Annotated in this window: 14 protein-coding genes; 1 reads left to right on the plus strand and 13 read right to left on the minus strand. The window is 44.3% G+C overall.

What is annotated here, in order from left to right; genetic code table 11:
• Positions 1–47 precede the first annotated feature (47 nt).
• From priA to G601_RS0106855, 12 genes are all read right to left on the minus strand, one after another.
• Positions 48–2,312 carry a replication restart helicase PriA gene (priA, locus tag G601_RS0106800; protein WP_026664912.1) on the minus strand — a complete coding sequence of 755 codons (2,265 nt, stop codon included), beginning with the start codon at positions 2,310–2,312 and terminating at the stop codon, positions 48–50.
• A complete protein-coding gene (locus tag G601_RS0106805; RefSeq protein ID WP_026492802.1) occupies positions 2,312–3,808 on the minus strand; it encodes a UDP-N-acetylmuramoyl-L-alanyl-D-glutamate--2,6-diaminopimelate ligase in 1,497 nt (498 codons plus the stop codon). Before G601_RS0106805 ends, priA begins: the two co-directional genes overlap by 1 nt.
• A gap of 194 nt (positions 3,809–4,002) precedes the next feature.
• Positions 4,003–5,787, minus strand: coding sequence for a single-stranded-DNA-specific exonuclease RecJ (gene recJ / locus G601_RS0106810; protein ID WP_026664913.1), 1,785 nt, complete (start codon positions 5,785–5,787; stop codon positions 4,003–4,005).
• 352 nt (positions 5,788–6,139) lie between these two features.
• Positions 6,140–8,419, minus strand: coding sequence for a protein translocase subunit SecDF (locus G601_RS0106815; RefSeq protein WP_026664914.1), 2,280 nt, complete (start codon positions 8,417–8,419; stop codon positions 6,140–6,142).
• Positions 8,420–8,439: 20 nt separating this feature from the next.
• On the minus strand, positions 8,440–9,867 hold the full coding sequence (scfB, locus tag G601_RS0106820) for a thioether cross-link-forming SCIFF peptide maturase (RefSeq protein WP_026664915.1): 1,428 nt from the start codon (positions 9,865–9,867) through the stop codon (positions 8,440–8,442).
• A 122-nt stretch (positions 9,868–9,989) separates the two neighbouring features.
• The gene (gene scfA, locus G601_RS22270) at positions 9,990–10,139 is read right to left on the minus strand and encodes a six-cysteine ranthipeptide SCIFF (RefSeq protein WP_022762634.1); all 150 of its coding nucleotides are present in this window, start codon (positions 10,137–10,139) and stop codon (positions 9,990–9,992) included.
• Positions 10,140–10,251: 112 nt separating this feature from the next.
• Entirely contained in the window at positions 10,252–11,556 is a 1,305-nt protein-coding gene (locus G601_RS0106830) for an HlyC/CorC family transporter (protein ID WP_035790422.1), read from the minus strand.
• Positions 11,557–11,558: 2 nt separating this feature from the next.
• The gene (locus G601_RS0106835) at positions 11,559–12,218 is read right to left on the minus strand and encodes an HAD family hydrolase (protein WP_026492807.1); all 660 of its coding nucleotides are present in this window, start codon (positions 12,216–12,218) and stop codon (positions 11,559–11,561) included.
• Between the two features lies 1 nt (position 12,219).
• The gene (locus tag G601_RS0106840; protein ID WP_026664917.1) at positions 12,220–13,611 is read right to left on the minus strand and encodes an MATE family efflux transporter; all 1,392 of its coding nucleotides are present in this window, start codon (positions 13,609–13,611) and stop codon (positions 12,220–12,222) included.
• A gap of 148 nt (positions 13,612–13,759) precedes the next feature.
• Entirely contained in the window at positions 13,760–15,028 is a 1,269-nt protein-coding gene (hisS, locus tag G601_RS0106845) for a histidine--tRNA ligase (protein WP_026664918.1), read from the minus strand.
• 101 nt (positions 15,029–15,129) lie between these two features.
• Entirely contained in the window at positions 15,130–15,402 is a 273-nt protein-coding gene (locus G601_RS0106850) for a hypothetical protein (RefSeq protein ID WP_026492810.1), read from the minus strand.
• Between the two features lie 132 nt (positions 15,403–15,534).
• A complete protein-coding gene (locus G601_RS0106855; protein ID WP_026664919.1) occupies positions 15,535–16,341 on the minus strand; it encodes an alpha/beta fold hydrolase in 807 nt (268 codons plus the stop codon).
• Between the two features lie 152 nt (positions 16,342–16,493).
• Here G601_RS0106855 and G601_RS0106860 point away from each other — a divergent pair, with 152 nt between their 5' ends.
• The gene (locus G601_RS0106860; RefSeq protein ID WP_026664920.1) at positions 16,494–17,294 is read left to right on the plus strand and encodes an FRG domain-containing protein; all 801 of its coding nucleotides are present in this window, start codon (positions 16,494–16,496) and stop codon (positions 17,292–17,294) included.
• A 190-nt stretch (positions 17,295–17,484) separates the two neighbouring features.
• On the opposite strand, the gene G601_RS0106865 is transcribed toward G601_RS0106860, so the two are convergent.
• Positions 17,485–18,792, minus strand: a complete 1,308-nt coding sequence (locus G601_RS0106865; RefSeq protein ID WP_026664921.1) for a GGDEF domain-containing protein — start codon at positions 18,790–18,792, stop codon at positions 17,485–17,487.
• Positions 18,793–18,846 lie beyond the last annotated feature (54 nt).

Raw genomic sequence — 18,846 nt, forward strand, 5'->3', positions numbered from 1 at the left:
GCAAAACTAAACATGTACATTTCAGTATATCACAATTTAATCAAACTTTACATGAAGTTCATGGGATCAAAATCAAACTGAACCTGAATCTGCCTTGTAATTCCCCTGCTTTCCCATTCATCCAAAATATTTTCAAGGGCATCCTTTATTTTTGTCAAAACATCAAAATCCGCATTTTTCACATAGATGACCATTCTGTAAACGTCGTTTATCTTACTTATGGCGGCCATTGCAGGACCGATAATGATCGTATCCTCAATGCGCATTCTGTCGATGTATGCCCTTAGCTGATTGGCCTTTTCCTTACCAAAGTTCTCATCCTTGGCCCACATCTGGATAGCAAGCATATGAGCTGCCGGCGGATACCTGAGAAGGCTCCTGTAGGATATTTCCTCCTCGTAAAAGGCCTTATAATCCTGCTCCGCAGCGCTGATTATCGCATAGTTATCCGGCTGATAGGTCTGGATGACAACGTTCCCGGGGTGTGTTCCTCTTCCCGCTCTTCCCGCGGCCTGTGTCAGCAGCTGGAAGGTGCGCTCTCCGGCTCTGTAATCCCCTGCATTGAGGGACATATCAGCTGCCAGAATTCCAACAAGAGTAACATTAGGAAAATCGTGCCCTTTTACTATCATCTGCGTGCCCACAAGCACATCCGCCTCTTCGGAAGCAAAGGCAGAGAGTATCTTTTCATAACTGCCCTTGGTCCTTGTGGTATCAGCGTCCATCCTGAGCACCCTGGCCTTAGGAAAAATCTTGTTTACCTCTTTTTCTATCTGCTGTGTTCCCGCTCTGAAGGCTGATACGTATCTTGAGCCGCACTCAGGGCAGGTTCTTGATATGGGCTGTGTATAGCCGCAGTAATGGCACACCAGCATACCACCTCTGTGCTCCGACATTGAGACGTCGCAGTGGGGGCACTTAAACACATATCCGCAGGATCTGCAGGACACGAAGCCAGCAAGCCCTCTTCTGTTTATGAAAAGCATGGCCTGATGACCGGTATCTAAAGTCTCCTGCATTTTTTCCTGAAGGCTTCTGCTAAATATCGAGCGGTTACCTGAGCGAAGCTCCTCCCTGAGGTCAGCAATCTCAACCTCCGGCAGTGTTCCTCCCGTAAGTCTTCTGTTTAATTCAAAGAGCTTGTATTCGCCATTCTTTGCCCTGTAATAGGCTTCAAGTGAGGGTGTCGCTGAACCAAGAACCACACTTGCTCCGCCCGGAACAAGCTTTGCAAGCTCTATGGCCGTCTCCCTTGCGTGGTACTTGGGCATGGTCTCACTTTTGTATGAGGTCTCATGCTCCTCGTCTATGATAATAAGTCCCACATTGGGAAAAGGCGTAAACAGCGCAGATCTCGGTCCGATGATAATGTCTATATCGCCTTCCTTAGCGCGCTGCGCCTGGTCGTACTTTTCTCCGGGAGACAGTGTGGAGTTCATAACCGAAACCCTCTCCCCGAAGTGTCTGTAAAACCTCATAAGGGTCTGATAGGTGAGTGCTATCTCAGGGATAAGCACAATGGCCTGTTTTCCCCTTGAGATAATGGCATCTATCATCTCTATGTAAACCTCGGTCTTACCGCTTCCCGTGATTCCGTGAATGAGGTAAGTTCCGCGTTTTCCGGCATCGTAATCCGCTATGACTTCATCCACGATGCGCTGCTGCTCGGGGCTTAAGGTGATATCCTTTTTATGAACATTAACATCACCCACAGGATTCCTGTAGTATTCCTCGCTGTCAACAGCTATCACGTTCTTATCTGAAAGTGCCCTTATTACAGCTGCATTTACATTAAGCTTACCTGTGACAAGCTCGTAGGGAATCCTCTCTGAGGGGTTCTCCAAAAGGGCCTCTAAGAGCCTTCCTCTTGCCACCTGATGCTTTTTTACGCAGTTTTCATAAAAGGCTCTGGCCTCAGTCTCATCCATCATGAGCCTTATATATCTGTGTACCAGAGTTTTGGACTTCTTCCTTACGGGGATTACCGTCCTTAGCGCATTTATCATGGTTGAGCCGTAGCTCTCCCTCATCCAGGCAGCCAGCTGAACCATGATACCCTCGGCAGACATCTCACCCTCTGTGATATCAAGGATTTCCTTGGTCTTGGCCGGGTCGAACTCAGGCCTGTCAGTGATTCCGATAACATAGCCCTGCCTTACGGTGTTTCCCTTTCCAAATGGAATGCTGACGCAGCTCCCCGGGCGGATTCTGTCCTTTAACCTCTCAGGGATTATGTATTGAAAAGGTCTGTCCACTTTCTCGTGGGAGATATCGATTATTATGTTTGCAAAAGATAAGCTCCCTTTTTCCATCAAGCCTTTTCCTGTATCTCCTTCAAAATCTCCTGAATGAGCACTCTCTCATCCATGGGATATTTAACTCCCTTGATTTCCTGATAGTCCTCGTGTCCTTTACCTGCAAGAACTATGATATCGCCCTGCTCGCCGTGCTCGATGGCATAGCGGATGGCTTCCTTTCTGTCCTCGATCTTGATGTACTCGCCATCAGTCTTCTTCATACCTGTCTCGATATCGTTCATGATATCAGCAGGCTCCTCGAATCTCGGATTGTCAGATGTGATGATCGTGAAATCCGCAAGCTTACCGGAAACCTCACCCATCTCGAATCTTCTGAGCTTGGAGCGGTTACCGCCACAGCCAAATACGCTGACAAGTCTTGTGGGATGGTAGTCGCGAAGAGTGCTAAGGAGACTCTTAAGTGCCATCGCATTGTGAGCGTAGTCGATCATAAGTGTGAACTCGTCTGAAACCTTCACCATCTCGATTCTGCCCTTTACGTGAGCCTTCTTAAGAGCTTCAGCGATCACATCCTCCTTGCAGCCAAGGTGCTTGGCAACATCAATTGCACAGAGTGCGTTGTAAACGCTGAATCTTCCTGGTGTGGGAACCTGTGCATGCATCTGAATAGCACCCTCAGTATCAAACATAACTCCAAGTTCACCGGGCTTATGAAGGTATGCAAGGTTGATCGCACGAAGGTCAGCCTGATCTGAGAAGCCATAGGTTGTAAGCTCACAGGTATGTCCCTCAGTAACGTCCTCTACATGGGGATCATCCGCATTGGCAATACCTACTCTACACTGCTTGAAAAGAAGTCCCTTGCAGTGCATGTAGTCATCGAAGTCCTTGTGCTCTCCGGGGCCGATGTGATCAGGCTCAATATTAGTAAAGACACCAATGTCATAAACGAATCCCTGACTTCTGTGAAGCATAAGAGCCTGTGAAGACACCTCCATGACAACTGTGTCACATCCTGCATCAACCATTTTTCTCATATATTCCTGAAGATCGTATGACTCAGGTGTGGTGTTCTCAGCGTGAATGTGTTCATCGCCGATGATAACCTCGATGGTTCCGATAAGTCCGCACTTGTGTCCGGCGTCCTCGAGCATATTTCTGATAAGGTAAGTAGTTGTGGTCTTACCCTTTGTTCCTGTGATACCTACAGTCTTAAGGCTCTCAGCGGGGTTACCGAACCACTCTGCTGAGATGAAAGCCATTGCATATCTGGTGCTCTCAACTTTGACTACTACAGTCGATGTTCCCTCAGGAAGCTCCACATCCTTCTCTACTACTATAGCTGCAGCACCCTTTTCAGCGGCTTCCTTAGCTGCAGAATGTCCATCGAAGTTCATACCCTCTATACAGATAAAAAGGCATCCCTCGGTAATCTTTCTGTTGTCCTTTACAACCTCGGTAATCTCTACAGATGCTACATCTGCCTTAGTTCCTGAATTACCGACAGTTGCGTCATAATCAAGTTTTTTAAGCAGGTTTTCCAGTTTCATTTCCTCTTTCTCCTCTTTTATAAATTTTTTCTTAATAAATTCATAAATAAATCTACTGTTTTTCTTAAGTATTTGAACACAAACAGTTCACATTTAGAATGTATATTATAACCAAGATAGTTGATGAACTAACTATCTCCCCCTCATAAGAAACCGCAGACACACGCTTCCCAAAGAGCGTGTGTTTTGTGGTTTTATGGAAGAAAATCTTTCAAAACTATCTGAATGCTCTCTTCGCCTCTGAATTCATTTATCTTGGGCTGATACGCAATCTTAACTACCATTTTATCATGAAATCCTCCGTTATATAGCTTTTCTCTCTGACTGACTCCAAAATTATTATCAAGAAATTCATTCCATCTATCAAAGAGACTTCCAAATACCATCATATCAAGACTTTGTCCCTCAGGATCTTTTACTACTATCTTGGCCACGTTGGCATTTTTACCCATAATTCTACCTTTAACAAGCTCAACATCCCTTGCTGCAAATACAGGCTCAGGATTGCCCTGTCCAAAGGGTTCAAGGGTCTTTAGTTCTTTAAGAAGTCCCATTGAGACATATCTTAAAGGAAGCTCCATATCAAGACGGATAATCTCAACAAAGTCATCCGCTGTAAGCTTACTGTTGGCATTAAGAGCATCCCTGAAGGCTTCAAGGTTATCCTTTGGAAGTGAAAAACCGGCAGCCATCTTATGTCCACCGTACTTGGTCATAAGTTCTCTACATTCACTTAAGGCATCAAACATGTGATAGCTCTCAATTGAACGACCTGAGCCCTTAATAAGGCCTTCTCCTGCATCTGTAATTACAAACACAGGGTGATTAAACTCTTCTCTTATCTTACCTGCAATAATTCCCGCAAGGGATTCATGAAGCTCTGGCATGTAAATAACAAGGACATCCGGAAGGTTATCTCCATAGCCATCCAGAATCTCCATCGCCTCATCCTTGCCCTGCTGGGTCATATTCTTACGTTCATCATTTAACTGCTTAAGCTCCAGGGCTATTCTGGCTGCTTTATTTGAATTAGTCTCTGTTAAAAGCTCAAGCCCTCTCATGGCAGTATCAAGTCTTCCCGTCGCATTAAGGCAGGGTCCTATTACAAATCCATAAATATAGCAGCTAACCTTATCCGGCTCAATCTCGTTAGCCATAAGAAGCGCTCTTACTCCGGGATTCTCAGTCCTTGAGATACACTCAAAGGACTTCTTCACAATAACTCTGTTTTCATCCTTAAGAGGCATTACGTCACAAACTGTAGCCCATCCCGCAAAGATGGTCATCTCATCAAAGAATCTCTCAAGCACTGTATCCTTCTTAAGTCCCATCTTCTCTGTGAGCACCTGGATAAACTTAAACGCAACCATGGCTCCACAGATCTCATGATAGGGATACTCATCATCCCTGCGCTTGGGATCAACAACCGCATCAGCAGGAGGAAGAATCATCTTCTCCTTATCCACCTCACTGTAGCTAACCTCATGGTGGTCAGTAACTATTACAGTCATTCCCAGCTCTTTTGCGTGAGCAATCTGCTCTATCGCTGCAATACCGTTATCACAGGTTATAATGGTCTTCTTACCATCAACATGAGCCTTATCTACGAGGTTGATACTAAGACCATAGCCGTCAGTAATTCTATGAGGCAGAACCACATCAACATTACCGCCACAGAGCTTAATTCCGGATAAGAGAATGTATGAAGAACAGATTCCGTCAACGTCATAGTCACCGATAACTCGTATGGGATCTCCCGCTTCTATTCGCTGCTTCATGATATCTGCAGCCAAATCTATATCTTTGAGCAAATGAGGGTTATGAAGATACTTCTCATCTGCCTTGAGGTACATTTCAATATCTTCATCCGTAACTACGTCCCTATTTCTAAGAATCCTTGCTGTAATAGGCGAAATCCCGTGTTCCTTTGCTATTTTCTGAAAATCCGCGCCTTTAGCTATTACTAACCACTTAGCCATTTATAACCTCTTAAATCATTATTTCTTTTATATCCTACAATATAAACTTTGTAATGAATATTGTTGTAGTCATTGTATTCTACATCCACAACGTTTCGGTAGGAATAAAAGGTCTGGGGCTCAGGTGGTAAGGCAAAAATATATAATACTTTGCGAGATTTAAACCACGGAGGTGAGACCAACAATCTCAAGTGCCATTGCACGCAGAGATTGTGTCTTGGGCTCACCGGAGTTCTTGGTTTAACACGAGCAAATATTATATATTTTGCCGTTTCACCTGAGCCCCAGACCTTCTATCCCTAAAAAAATTATGGGCTGCCACATTACTGTGACAGCCCCTCATCATCTTGATTTATTTTGTGAACTTCTTCTTGAGATCAAGCCATACCGGTGATGCGATAAAGATTGATGAATATGTACCAGCAACAACACCGACCATAAGAGGAAGTGCAAAGTTGCGGATATCCGGCACACCGAAGATTGCAAGTGCAAGAACCATGATGAAGGTTGTTACTGATGTGAACAAGCTTCGTGTAATTGTCTGGCTTACACTCTTGTTAACAAGATCATCAAGCTGATCCTTACGATTCAGGAATACCTGATTCTCACGGATACGGTCGAATGTAACGATGGTATCGTTTATGGAGTAACCGATGATGGTAAGAATTGCTGCGATGAATGTACCACCAACCTGAATTCTTGTAAGTGCATAGCATGTGATAACGACAAGTGCGTCATGTGCAAGTGCGATGATAGCTGCTGCACCAAACTTGATATCTCTGAATCTTACCCAGATGTATGCAAGCATAAGGATAAGAGCGATGATCATAGCTGATGTTGCGTCTGCACGCATCTCATTACTGATTGTTGAACTGATGGACTCAGCTGCGATGCTGTCAGCAGGTACTGAGTAATCAGTCTTGAACATGTTGTCTACAGCTTCACGCTGATCAACTGTAAGTGTTACTGTCTTAAAGATAACCTGGTTAGATCCTGCAACAGTCTGAACCTGAACTGAATCTACACCGGTGAGCTCTCTGATCTTAGGAACGATCTCGCTGTCAAGCTTCTCAGTTGTCCACTGCTCGTTGAAGGTTACGCTTGTGGATGTACCACCTACGAAGTCAAGACTGTAGTTGAATGCGCCTTCTCCGCGTCCACCGTTGATACCCATTACTACGAAGCCAATAACGATGATTGCAACGGAAATGCCGTAGAAAAGCTTTCTCTTGGTTGTGAAATCAAAGAGCTTAAGCTCCTTAGCTTTTCCATACCACTTCTTATCCTCAAGGCCAAGACCATAGAAGATATTTGTAATAGCTCTTGTAACAAAGAGAGCTGTGAACATTGATACAACAATACCAAGTGCAAGTGTTGAAGCAAATCCCTTAACTGTACCTGTTCCGCGAAGGCCAAGGATTGCTGCTGCAATAAGTGTTGTGATGTTACCGTCAAGGATAGCTGAAAGAGCTTTTCCGTAACCTGCCTTGATAGCAGCCTTAACATCCTTACCACTTGAAATCTCTTCTCTAATACGTGCGAATACAAGCACGTTAGCATCTACGGCCATACCTACTGAAAGGATGATACCTGCGATACCGGGAAGTGTAAGTGTGATCTCAAATGCTGAAAGAAGAAGTATCTCAAGTCCGCAATAGAACATAAGAGCAATACTTGCTGCAACACCGAGAAGCTTATAAACGATGATCATGAACAGGATGATTGCAATGAAACCTGCAATTGCTGCGATCATACTTGTATGAATAGCGTCAGAACCGAGCTGAGCACCTACTACGTTAGAACGGAGCTCGTTAAGCTGAAGCTTAAGTCCACCGATACGGATCATTGATGCAAGGTTTGATGCATCCTCGAATGTCTTCTCACCGGTGATGATAGCTCTACCGTCTGTGATCTCAGCCTGTACGTTAGGAACTGAGATGAACTCGCCGTCATAATAGATTGCGATAGACTCGCCGTTTGCAAATGCCTTCTTAGTAGCCTCAGCAAACTTTGTCTTACCTGCATCTGTGAAATCAAGAGAAACAACTACTTCCTGAGTGTTAGCTGTTCCGGAATTCTGGTAGCCTGCCTGAGCATCTGCTACATCTTCACCCTTAAGTACAATTGAGCCCTCTTTCTCAAGCTCTTCAATTGACTTGTTGAGAACGTAACCGATCTGGCCATCTTCGCTAAGGACGTAATTGCCATCCTCATCTACTGTGAAGCCTGAATTGTATGTGTAGTTCTCATTACCCTCACTATCAGTCTGTGCGATGAAGTAAAGGTTACCGGGCTGACCAAGTTCCTCAAGAATCTTGTTCGCATCTGTAACACCGGGAATCTCGATGTTAATTCTGTTTGAACCTTCCTGATAAACCTGTGACTCTGTACTGTACTGATCTACACGCTGCTGAAGCTTGTAGATTGTATCTGACATATCCTCAGCACTGGGTGTACCATCACCAAGTACTTCATAGGTGATACTTACACCACCTGCAAGATCAAGTCCGAGATTGATACTCTTAAGTGATCCTGACTTATCGCTTCCAAGACCGTACACTGATGTGTATCCAAGCCCTCCAAGCAGCAGTAATGCTACAAGCAAAGCGACTACTGATTTTACTCTTTTCATCTTTTCACCCTCCGTTTTACTCATTCGGCCTGTGCAGCTTTGATCATTATCGCGCACTCTACACGCTTTCTCTGAAGCTCACATCCCGTATGATAGGTTGTATTTATGTCGCCATTAAAGTTATAGGCGTTTGCAGCACAACCTCCGCTGCAATAATATCTTGCAAAGCACTTCTGACACTCAGGTCTGGAGTACACATTGCTCTCTTTAAACTGTTTCTGAAGATCAGGTCGTGTGATTCCTTCAAAAACATTACCCATAATAAAGTCTTCGTTACCAACAAACTGGTGACAGGGATAAAGGTCTCCCCAAGGTGTAACACCAAGATATTCACATCCTGAGCCACAACCTGAAAGTCTCTTGGCAACACACGGACCACCTTCAAGGTCTATGTTGAAATGGAAGAAGTTAAAGCCATTTCCTTCCTTCTGTCTCTGGAGATAGAACTTTGCAAGCTCATCATACTGCTCACAAAGATAAGGAATATCCTCTTCCTTAATAGCATACCAATCTTCCGGCTTCGCTACAACAGGCTCAACAGATATCTGCTTGAAACCGAGATCCGCAAGATGCTTAACATCCTCACAGAAATCCAGATTGTTATGTGTAAATGTACCTCTTACAAAGTATCTGAGCTGGTGACGGCTCTCCGCAACCTTCTTAAACTTGGGAACGATGTTATCGTATGTTCCCTGACCGCCACGCATGGGACGCATCTTGTCGTTGACTTCCTTACGTCCGTCTATTGAAAGGACGATGTTCCCCATCTCCTTATTGGCAAATTCAAGTATCTCATCTGTAAGAAGAGTACCGTTAGTTGTAAGTGTGAAGCGGAAGTTCTTATCGTGTTCCTTCTCAAGGCTTCGTCCGTACTCAACTATCTTCTTAACAACGTCCCAGTTGAGAAGTGGCTCTCCTCCGAAAAAGTCAACCTCAAGGTTCTTCCTTCCTCCGGAATGCTTGATAAGGAAATCAAGAGCAGCCTTACCGACCTCCTCGGTCATCAGTGCCTTTCTTCCGTGATACTCACCCTCGTCCGCAAAGCAGTATTTACATCTGAGGTTGCAATCATGGGCGATATTAAGACAAAGCGCCTTGATTACTGTATCTCTCTCCTTGAACTCTTCTACGTAATTCTCGTAAACATCATCCGTATAAAGCACCTCGCCTCTGCGAAGCTCAAGTATATCGGATATAGCATCAGATAAATCCTCTGTGCTGTACTGTGAAAAGCTGCCTGAAAGCTCTGAAACAAGCTCAGGAATAAGTGATTCATCACTTACAGCCTCCGCGCCCTCTGCAGTGATATCAGCAGACTTAAAGCGCTTTATCAATTGTTCCTCCACAGGATGAATAAGATCAAAAACAATGTCATCCACAACGTGAACGGAACCACTGTTTACATCCAGAACAATATCGTAGCCGTTGTTCTTGTATGCATGTACCATATAAAATTCTCACTACCTTTTCTAATTTAGGATTATTCGTGCATTTTTATCATAGTTTTCATAAATCAAGCAGCGGCATGGCCGCTGCCTGTTTTATTAAAACTATTTAGTTAAACACACAATTACTTATTAGCAACCTGCTCGCAGCTCTGGTTACCAACAGTGCAGGAAGTCTTGCAAGCAGACTGGCAAGATGTCTGGCATTCGCCGCAGCCGCCCTTCTTCATAGACTCCTTAAGATTTCTTGTTGCAAGTGTCTTTACGTGCTTCATAGTCTCGTCTCCTTTTCATACAGGATTAATACTGAAAAACAACAGTTTTCCACAGTTCTATAGTATACCATAGTTTAAGTCTTGGGAAAAGATATATTTTTCAAGTAAAAAATTACTTATCTTCTGAGCTTTGCTCGTTTTCAGCCGCGCTCTCCTTAACCTCAAAAGCGCCCTCCGGAATATACACAAGAACATCCGTGATACGGTTTCTCTTAATGCCGTTAGCTGTGAGTTCCACGCCATTTTCAAGCTTTGTGGTTTCTCCTCCTCTGGGGAGTCTGTCGAGGCTCTCGATCATAAGTCCGCCGATTGAATCATAATCATCGGATTCAAAGGCAGTTCCGAGAGCATCGTTTACATCATCAAGCTTCATATTACCTTCAACAATGAAGCGGCCGTCGCCCAGCTCTCTGATCTGCTCTTCCTCATCAGAATCGTACTCGTCTCGGATCTCACCGACGATCTCCTCAAGAAGGTCCTCAAGAGTGATCATTCCGACAGTTGCTCCGTATTCGCTAAGTACAAAGGCTACGTTCTGAGCATTTTTCCTCATCTCCAGAAGAAGATCAGCGGTCTTTTTATACTCATAGGTGTAATAAGCCTCGCGGAGATAATCGCTTATCTTGAAGTTGTCCTTGTCAGACACCAGAACCATGTCCTTAATATTGATAAGACCAATGATATTGTCCTGATTATCCTCGTAAACAGGGATTCTTGTGTACATCTCCTGCTTAAAAATCCTGAGAACCTCATGATACTCAGCATCAGCGCTGACACAAACCATGTCGATTCTGGGGATCATTACGTCCTTTGCAACCGCATCCGAAAATTCGAACACGTTATAGATCATTTCCTTTTCACCACTCTCGATGACACCGTCCTCATGGCTTACGTCAACGTAGGTCTTAAGCTCGTTTTCAGTCATGAGCTTGTGGCTGTTCTTATCAACTCTCAGCACCTTAAGGACTATATCCGCAACCGCATTGACGATCCAGATAACGGGAGTGAGTATCTTCATGATAAGAAGGATTATTCCGGCATAGAAAAGTGCCAGATTTTCCGCATAGGTTGTAGCGATTGTCTTGGGAATGATCTCACCGATTATGAGAACAACGATTGTGAGAACTCCGGTTCCGATACTTATCGCCCAGTCGCCCCATATCCTCTGAACAAAAATGGTCATAAGGGCAGACGCTGAAATATTGACTATATTGTTGCCGATAAGAACCGCAGAAAGCATGTCCTGATAATTATCAAGAATCTTCTGAACCTTGACAGCTTTCTTATTATTTTCATCCACAAGAGTCTTGATTCTCACCCTGCTGACGCAGCTCATGGCTGTCTCTGCAGATGAGAAAAACGCAGATAAAAACACAAGAATAATCAAAACGATCAGCTGTATTATGTTCTGTTGCAAATTTATTTACCCCCTTCAACTATGTCAAAGATGTCCGCAGGCTTATTTGCAAAAATCACCCCACCTGCTTCTTCCTGTTCCTTCCTTGTTCTGAAGCCCCATTCAACGCATATACAGGGCATTCCCGAATTCCTGGCAGTGTTGATGTCCACGTCCGAATCACCTACATAGATGCATTCATCTGCTGTTACGCCAAGAATTTTCATAGCCTCGATAACAGTGTCCGGTGCAGGCTTTTTGCGGATATCCTTGGTCTCGCCGATAGCAACGTCTATCGTATCCTTAAAATAAAGCTTTGCCAGCTCCCTGGTGGCATCCATGAATTTGTTGGATACTATGGCGAGCTTGTAGCCCTGCTCCTTTAATCTTGCAAGTACCTCCGGTATCCCATCATAGGGACCACTGTTGTCGTTACAATGTATTTTATAATGTTCTTTAAAATCAGCAAATACAGCTTCAAATTCAGGGTTCTCCAGTCCCTCCGGAACGCATCGCTCCATCAGCTTCTGAACGCCGTTTCCAACTCTGTACTGAATTTCATGAAGGCTGCAGGTGTCCATCCCATGCTTTTCTAATGCGTAGTTGGCACTGTTTTTAAGGTCCTCAAGTGTGTACAGAAGTGTTCCGTCCAAATCAAAAATTACAGCCTTATATTGTGACATTTTATGCAGTTACTGCCTTTCCGCCGCCCATTTTGGAGACGACCTTTTTCTTTATAATAAAATAGCTTATGAGGTGAGCCGAGGCCGTGATGAACCAGGTCACCGGGTATGAAATAAACAAAACCGTAAGGTTATGATAAAGTCTGAACACTGTCAGGATCCAGACTATTCTAAGTCCGCAGGCACCGATTATGGATACGATCATAGGTACTGTAGAATATCCCATTCCCCTGAGACTTCCGCAGATAACATCCATGAAGCCGCACAGAAAATAAACCGTGCAGATTACAGCCATACGCTGAACGCCGTACTGAATTGTCGCGGGCTCCTTGGTGTAAATTCCAACAAGCTGACTTCCAAAAAAGTAGAACAGATTACCCATGGCAGCGCCTACAACGAACACCACCGCCAGACAGGTTCTAAGAACCTTGCCGATTCTGTCAGGCTTATTGGCTCCCACGTTCTGGCTTGTAAAGGATACGCAGGCCTGATAAACAGCGTTCATAGCCATGTAAACAAAGCCCTCGATATTGGCAGCTGCTGCGCTTCCTGCCATTGCCACAGAACCGAATTCGTTTATGGATGACTGGATAAGCACATTTGAGAATGAAAAGATGGTTCCCTGAAGTCCTGCGGGAAGCCCCACCCTGATGATTCTCTTTGCTTTATCAGCATTTACTCTGACCTTCTTAATATCAAGCTTATATATCTCATTTGTATTAACAAGAGCCTTTACTATCAAAAATGCAGATACTGCCTGTGAAATGATGGTTGCAAGAGCAACACCTGCAACGTTCATCTGAAATCCTATAACAAAGATAAGATTCAGAATCACATTTATAACACCGGCGTTCATCAGATAATACAGAGGTCTTCTGGTATCACCTGCTGCGCGAAGTACCGCTGCTCCAAAATTATAGAGCATTGTTACCGGCATTCCGATAAAATATATCTTCATATACGTTGTTGACAGACCGATGACCTCCTCCGGAGATCCCATGAGCTCCAGAATAGGTCTGGCAGCGACCAGGCCTATTATCGCAATGATAACGCCACCGATAAGCGCCAGGGCAACTGTAGTATGAACTGTTTCTTCAAGTTCCTTTTGCTGTCTTGCAGCATAGTATCTGGCTGCAAGAACGTTAACTCCCACAGACAGCCCCATGAACACGCTAAGGAGCATGTTTATTACCGAACCCGTTGAGCCGATAGCTGCAACGCAGTTGGCACCAAGTGTCTGGTCTCCTGAAAACTGGCCGACAACCACGATATCAGCCGCATTAAAGAGAAGCTGCATCACACTTGATAAAATAAGTGGAATGGAAAAAAGGAGAATCTTCGGAAGAAGAGCCCCCTTAGTCATGTCTATCTCGTAACTTTTGTTCTTTCTCATTTTAAATAATGATACCCTCATCCGTCAGCTTCGCTGACACCTGTCTCCGCTCCGCTTCGGTCCGCGCAGAACCGACGTCCACTGGACGTCGTGCGCCCCAGAGGGAGAAGGCTTGAATTGCATCAGCCTTCCATTGTGGAAGAATAAATCAGTGTTTTAATTCAGTCTTATAGAAATCCTTGAATTCTGTGTAGCCCTGAGTTGTGAGCTGCTCCTTCTGGAATTTCTTGTTCTTATTCATGCGGACAACAAGAACCTGTCTGCCGTCTGCTCTTTCCTTCTGAGCCTCAGCGATGATCTCTGAAAGCTGCTCTCCGCCGATACCCTTTTCAACAAGGAAGGCTACCTTGGCCTTTTCATCGGGAATCTGGAAGCCCTCGTCCATCATGATCATGATGATACGCTCAAAGCCGATGGAGAATCCACATGCAGGTGTGTCCTGACCTGTGAACTTACCAACCATCTTGTCGTAGCGTCCGCCGCCACCGCAGCTTCCGCCGTACTGAGGCATAGCAACCTCAAAAATAGTTCCTGTATAATATGACATTCCACGAACAAGTGTGGGATCAAATACAAGCTCAAACTCCGCACTCTTAGTAGCATCAACGCTGGAGATGATCTCCTCAAGATTGCTCTTAACGTCAGCGTCAAGGAACTCACCAAGCTCCTCAGCAAGGAATCTGATTCCGTCGATAGCGCCCTTACCCTCTACGTTCTTGAACAGGTTGAGGTACTTATCGATGCTCTCCTTGGCAAAGCCGTCCTTTTCAAGCTCCTCAGCAACGCCCTCTAAGCCGATCTTATCCATCTTATCAAGAGTTATGAAAACTGAATCATAGCTCTCCTCCGGGAATCCGCTGTAGGCAGCCATAGCCTTGAGCATACGTCTCTCATTTATTCTGATCTGGAAGCCCTTAAAGCCAAGTCTTCCAAGTGTAGTTGTGGTTGCAAGGATAAGCTCTATCTCTGCAAGGTTAGTGGGCTCACCAAGAATATCGATGTCGCACTGCATGAACTGGCGATATCTGCCCTTCTGAGGTCTGTCAGCTCTCCATACATAGCCCATCTGAAGTGCCTTGAAGGGTGAAGGAAGCTCATTCTGGTGATTTGAATAATATCTTACGAGCGGAACTGTCAGGTCATAGCGAAGTCCTGAATCAGTGAGGTCGTTCTCCTCCTTAGCGCTCTCGAGCTTAAGCTTCTCTCCTCTTTTCATGATCTTGAAAATAAGCTTCTCGTTCTCACCGCCCTGCTTGCTGTTAAGGTTAGCAAGTGACTCAACGCAGGGAGTATCTATTGAAGTAAAACCGAATCCCGCATAGGTATCCTTGATAATTCCAATCACGTAGTCTCTAAGTTTCATCTCTTCAGGGAGAATATCCTTCATGCCTGTTACGGGCTTTTTGATAAGTGCCATTACATACCTCTTTCTTTTTTCTTGTTGATAAGGAAGTTCTGCTCTCGCTACCGCTCGCCAGAACACGTTCAGACCAGGTTCGAAAATACCTCACCAAGTCTTCACAGCCAATTCAAGGGATTTGAAAGAACCTTCGCTCTTTTCACGATCTCCTCACGGTTGTGCTTGATGTAAAACTCAAGTGCAGCAATCTCCTCTTCCTCAAATCCGTCGGATTTCAGAATCTTGTAGCCCGGAATAATACCTTCCGCAGTATCATCCTCAGTGAGTGTCCTGCGGCGGGAAAAGTAAATCCTGATAAAGGTTTTCCCGGACTTGGAAGTAAGGAATCCTGTCTGTGTCATCTTAAGTTCCTGACCAAAGTTCTTTGCCATATTTCCCCCATAAGCAAAGGCTTTTAAATATAAGCCAAAATATCTTTATTAGAATACCACAAAAGATACATCTCAAACATGATAAATGGACAGCGGCAAAAATACAAGTGCGGCGCCGCCATTTTTCATAAATCATTCTCCTTCAAGGTAAAAATCCAGCACTCTCTGCTTGTAATCAGGTGCCGTGTCAAAGGCCGCATGACCGTAGCCAATGTACATGTAGAGCTTGAAATCAGGTCTTTCGTCAAGTTCCTGAGCTATTTCCATAGTGGCGTCGGCATCAAGAACGGAGTCCTCATAAACTCCAAGAGCAAGCACAGGACAATTTATCTTTTTAAGTCCGTCTGTCACATTAAACTTCGGAATGCTTTTTGCAAGGATTATGAACTTTTTAAGCTCCGCGTCAGTGACGGTCTTACTTACTTCTGAAAAATAGTCCTTAAACTGCTCGTAAACAGCGGGCGGATATATCTCTTTTCCAAATTCCTGGTAGAGCCCCTCTTTATCTCCGGCTTCAGCAAGGCTTATCCATTTATCTATAACCTTGCGCTGCTCGGGATGAATCTGGGATGAGGTTGAGCCGAGCGCTAGCTTTTTTACAAGCTCAGGATATTCCATTGCGATGACCATAGATATCATTCCACCCTGGGAAGCCCCGAAGAGATATGTATCCTTAAGTCCAAGCTCCTTCATGGCTTTTGCAGTATCCCTGGCCATATCCTCTATGGAATAATCCTCCGGAACCTCTTTTCTTCTATCAAATACATAGGTTGTGAACTGATCCGATATGGTCTTATAGCTGTCCTCAATGGCTGTGGCAGCGCTCATAACGCTCTGCACACTGAGTCCCGGGATTATTGCAAAAATCCTCTCACCATGTCCAAACTTGCAGTAATCCATTTCAAAATCTTTTGTTTTAACACAAGAAACTGTAGCCATATAATCACACCCCTCATTTTGTAATCATTATATAGAAACAACATATAAATTATACCATTCAAAAAGGTATCAATGCTTTATTTTTCTTTTATTCTTTCATAATTGTAACGCTGCCGCTTAATGTATATGATTAATATATGGAGGGCTTCTATATGATAAACACGGTAAAAATCAGTGATATGAGCTCACTTTTCTCAATGATTTCGGAACAGGATTTTCGTAGCGACCTCGGGAGATACAGGAATCTCTTCGTCTACAGAGGTCAGCCAAACTCAGAATTTAAGCTTGTGACAAGTCTCATGCGTAATTGCAAGGATATGCGAAAAGCACTGGAGCCCTGTATCTTAAGAAACTTCACCAAATACGCCGCCCTTGAGGAGCCCTCCATCGAGCGTTCCGTGTGGAGGCAGATGATATTCGGGCAGCACCACGGACTTCCCACAAGACTCCTTGACTGGTCCTACTCGCCGCTTATCGCACTCCACTTTTCAACCTCCGAGTTCGATATGAATCAGATGTCACAGCACGACAGCGCTGTGTGGCGAATTGATATACATGAGATCCACGATCTTTTACCTGAGAAATATAAAAAGGAAAGCGAGCGCCTTAGTAACACCGTATTCTCAGTGGACATGATGCAGGATGTCTGCGCAAGCCTTGAGATGTACGACTCAGACATGGGCGACAGGTCAATGGTCATCATTGAGCCGCCTTCCGTGGACAGGCGCATAGTTAACCAGTATTCCTTCTTCTCAGTCATTCCAAGCGACATGAATGATATAGAAGGCTTCCTTGATAAAAACACAAAAAACACTTACAAATACATAATCGACAAGGAGCTTCGATGGCAGATCCGCGATATGCTTGACCACCAGAATATCTCAGAGCGTATCGTATATCCGGGTCTGGACGGGTTGTCCAGATGGCTCGGAAGACACTACTTCGTTAAGTAAATCCTATATAAAGCAAAAAGTTTCCCCAAAACAATTTGAGGAAACTTTTTTTATTTGTTGCACAAGACCGGCAAGCGAATGGATGCTTGCATACAAATTCATTTGCCGGTTGTAAGAACATGGAGCACGAAGTGCGGAATGTTCGTGTGCGAAATCGAGTAGGAGTCAGCCTACTCGATTCATTATGAATTTATAAAACTGTAACTCTGTTTCTACCGTTGTTCTTTGACTCGTACAGAGCTTTGTCCACACGCTTAAATGCGTCGTCGAAGGAATCCCCCTCTTTTATCTGTGTGACACCGATAGAGCAGGTGAGATGTCCAACCTCAGGAAAATCAGTCTCTTCCACATTTTTCCTAAGCTCCTCTGCACAGGGGCTGAGCTCTTCAAGAGTCTTCTCAGAGCAGACGATAAGGAATTCCTCACCGCCCCAGCGGCCTACAGAAGCCCTCTTGCCCTTTGCGGTTTCAATAAGAATATCCGCAAAAGCCTTAAGCGTCTTATCTCCTGCAGAATGTCCGTAGGTATCATTAACGTTTTTAAAGAAATCCAGATCAAGCATGATAAGAGACACAGGCACGCTATCCTTATTGAACATGTCGATAGCATTGAGCATCTCGGTCTTAATGCCGCCGTAGTTGTAAAGTCCTGTCAGCGCATCAGTGATCGCACGATTTTCATAGACCTTCAGAGTAGACATAATCTCCAGCGCATGTTCATGAATATTCTGAACCATGAATACGAAACGGAAATCATCCGGCATGGTGGTTTTTGTTCTGCTGAAGATCAGCTTTACCCAGATATAAACTCCCTCGAGGTTCTTCATCTGACAATCAAAGGTGGTGGTACGTCCGGGAGCCAGATTTTTCTTCAAATATTCAGGATCAGTCAGCTGAAGGAACTGCTCCCTGTCCTCCGGCCAGATCATTCCAACGACCATGGAACGCCACTGACTGTACTTTATGTTGTAATTAACTGTATCCTCGGATATTTCCGTAATACTAATACTGTTGGTAGTATCTCTCACCAGATCCACGTACATTGAAAACAGAAATGTATTCTGGATCGTATGAACCTTTTTGTCTGTCATAAGATCATCAACGGTTGTGATATCATCCAACACATTCAGGACAAAAATATACTTCTTCTCATCCTTCAACGGATAGACCGTCATCTGACCGGTATAAGGTTTGTTATTCTCACCGCCTACGATTTTAAATCTTCTGCTGTATTTTCCTTCGTATTCATCATAAAAAGAAATAAACGCCTTGTAGTCATCCGTTATCTCTTGATTAGTGTCATATAAATGAAACCATAGCTTCTGAATAAGTTCATGATAATCACCATATTCGTCAATGTAAGTTTCAAAAACGCCTTTGCGTCTGAGCGATCTGTATCTGTGTTCTTTGGAATCTACCAAAACAACAGCATCATAACTATCCTGAAGGAGCCCCAAAACTTCTTCCACTGAGTAGTTTTCAAGTGCTTTATTGCTCATACCCTACAACCCCTCTATATAAAAAAATATAGAACCATTTTACTCTTTTTATTC

The sequence above is a fragment of the Butyrivibrio sp. FC2001 genome, from assembly GCF_000424125.1.
Lineage (GTDB): Bacteria > Bacillota > Clostridia > Lachnospirales > Lachnospiraceae > Butyrivibrio.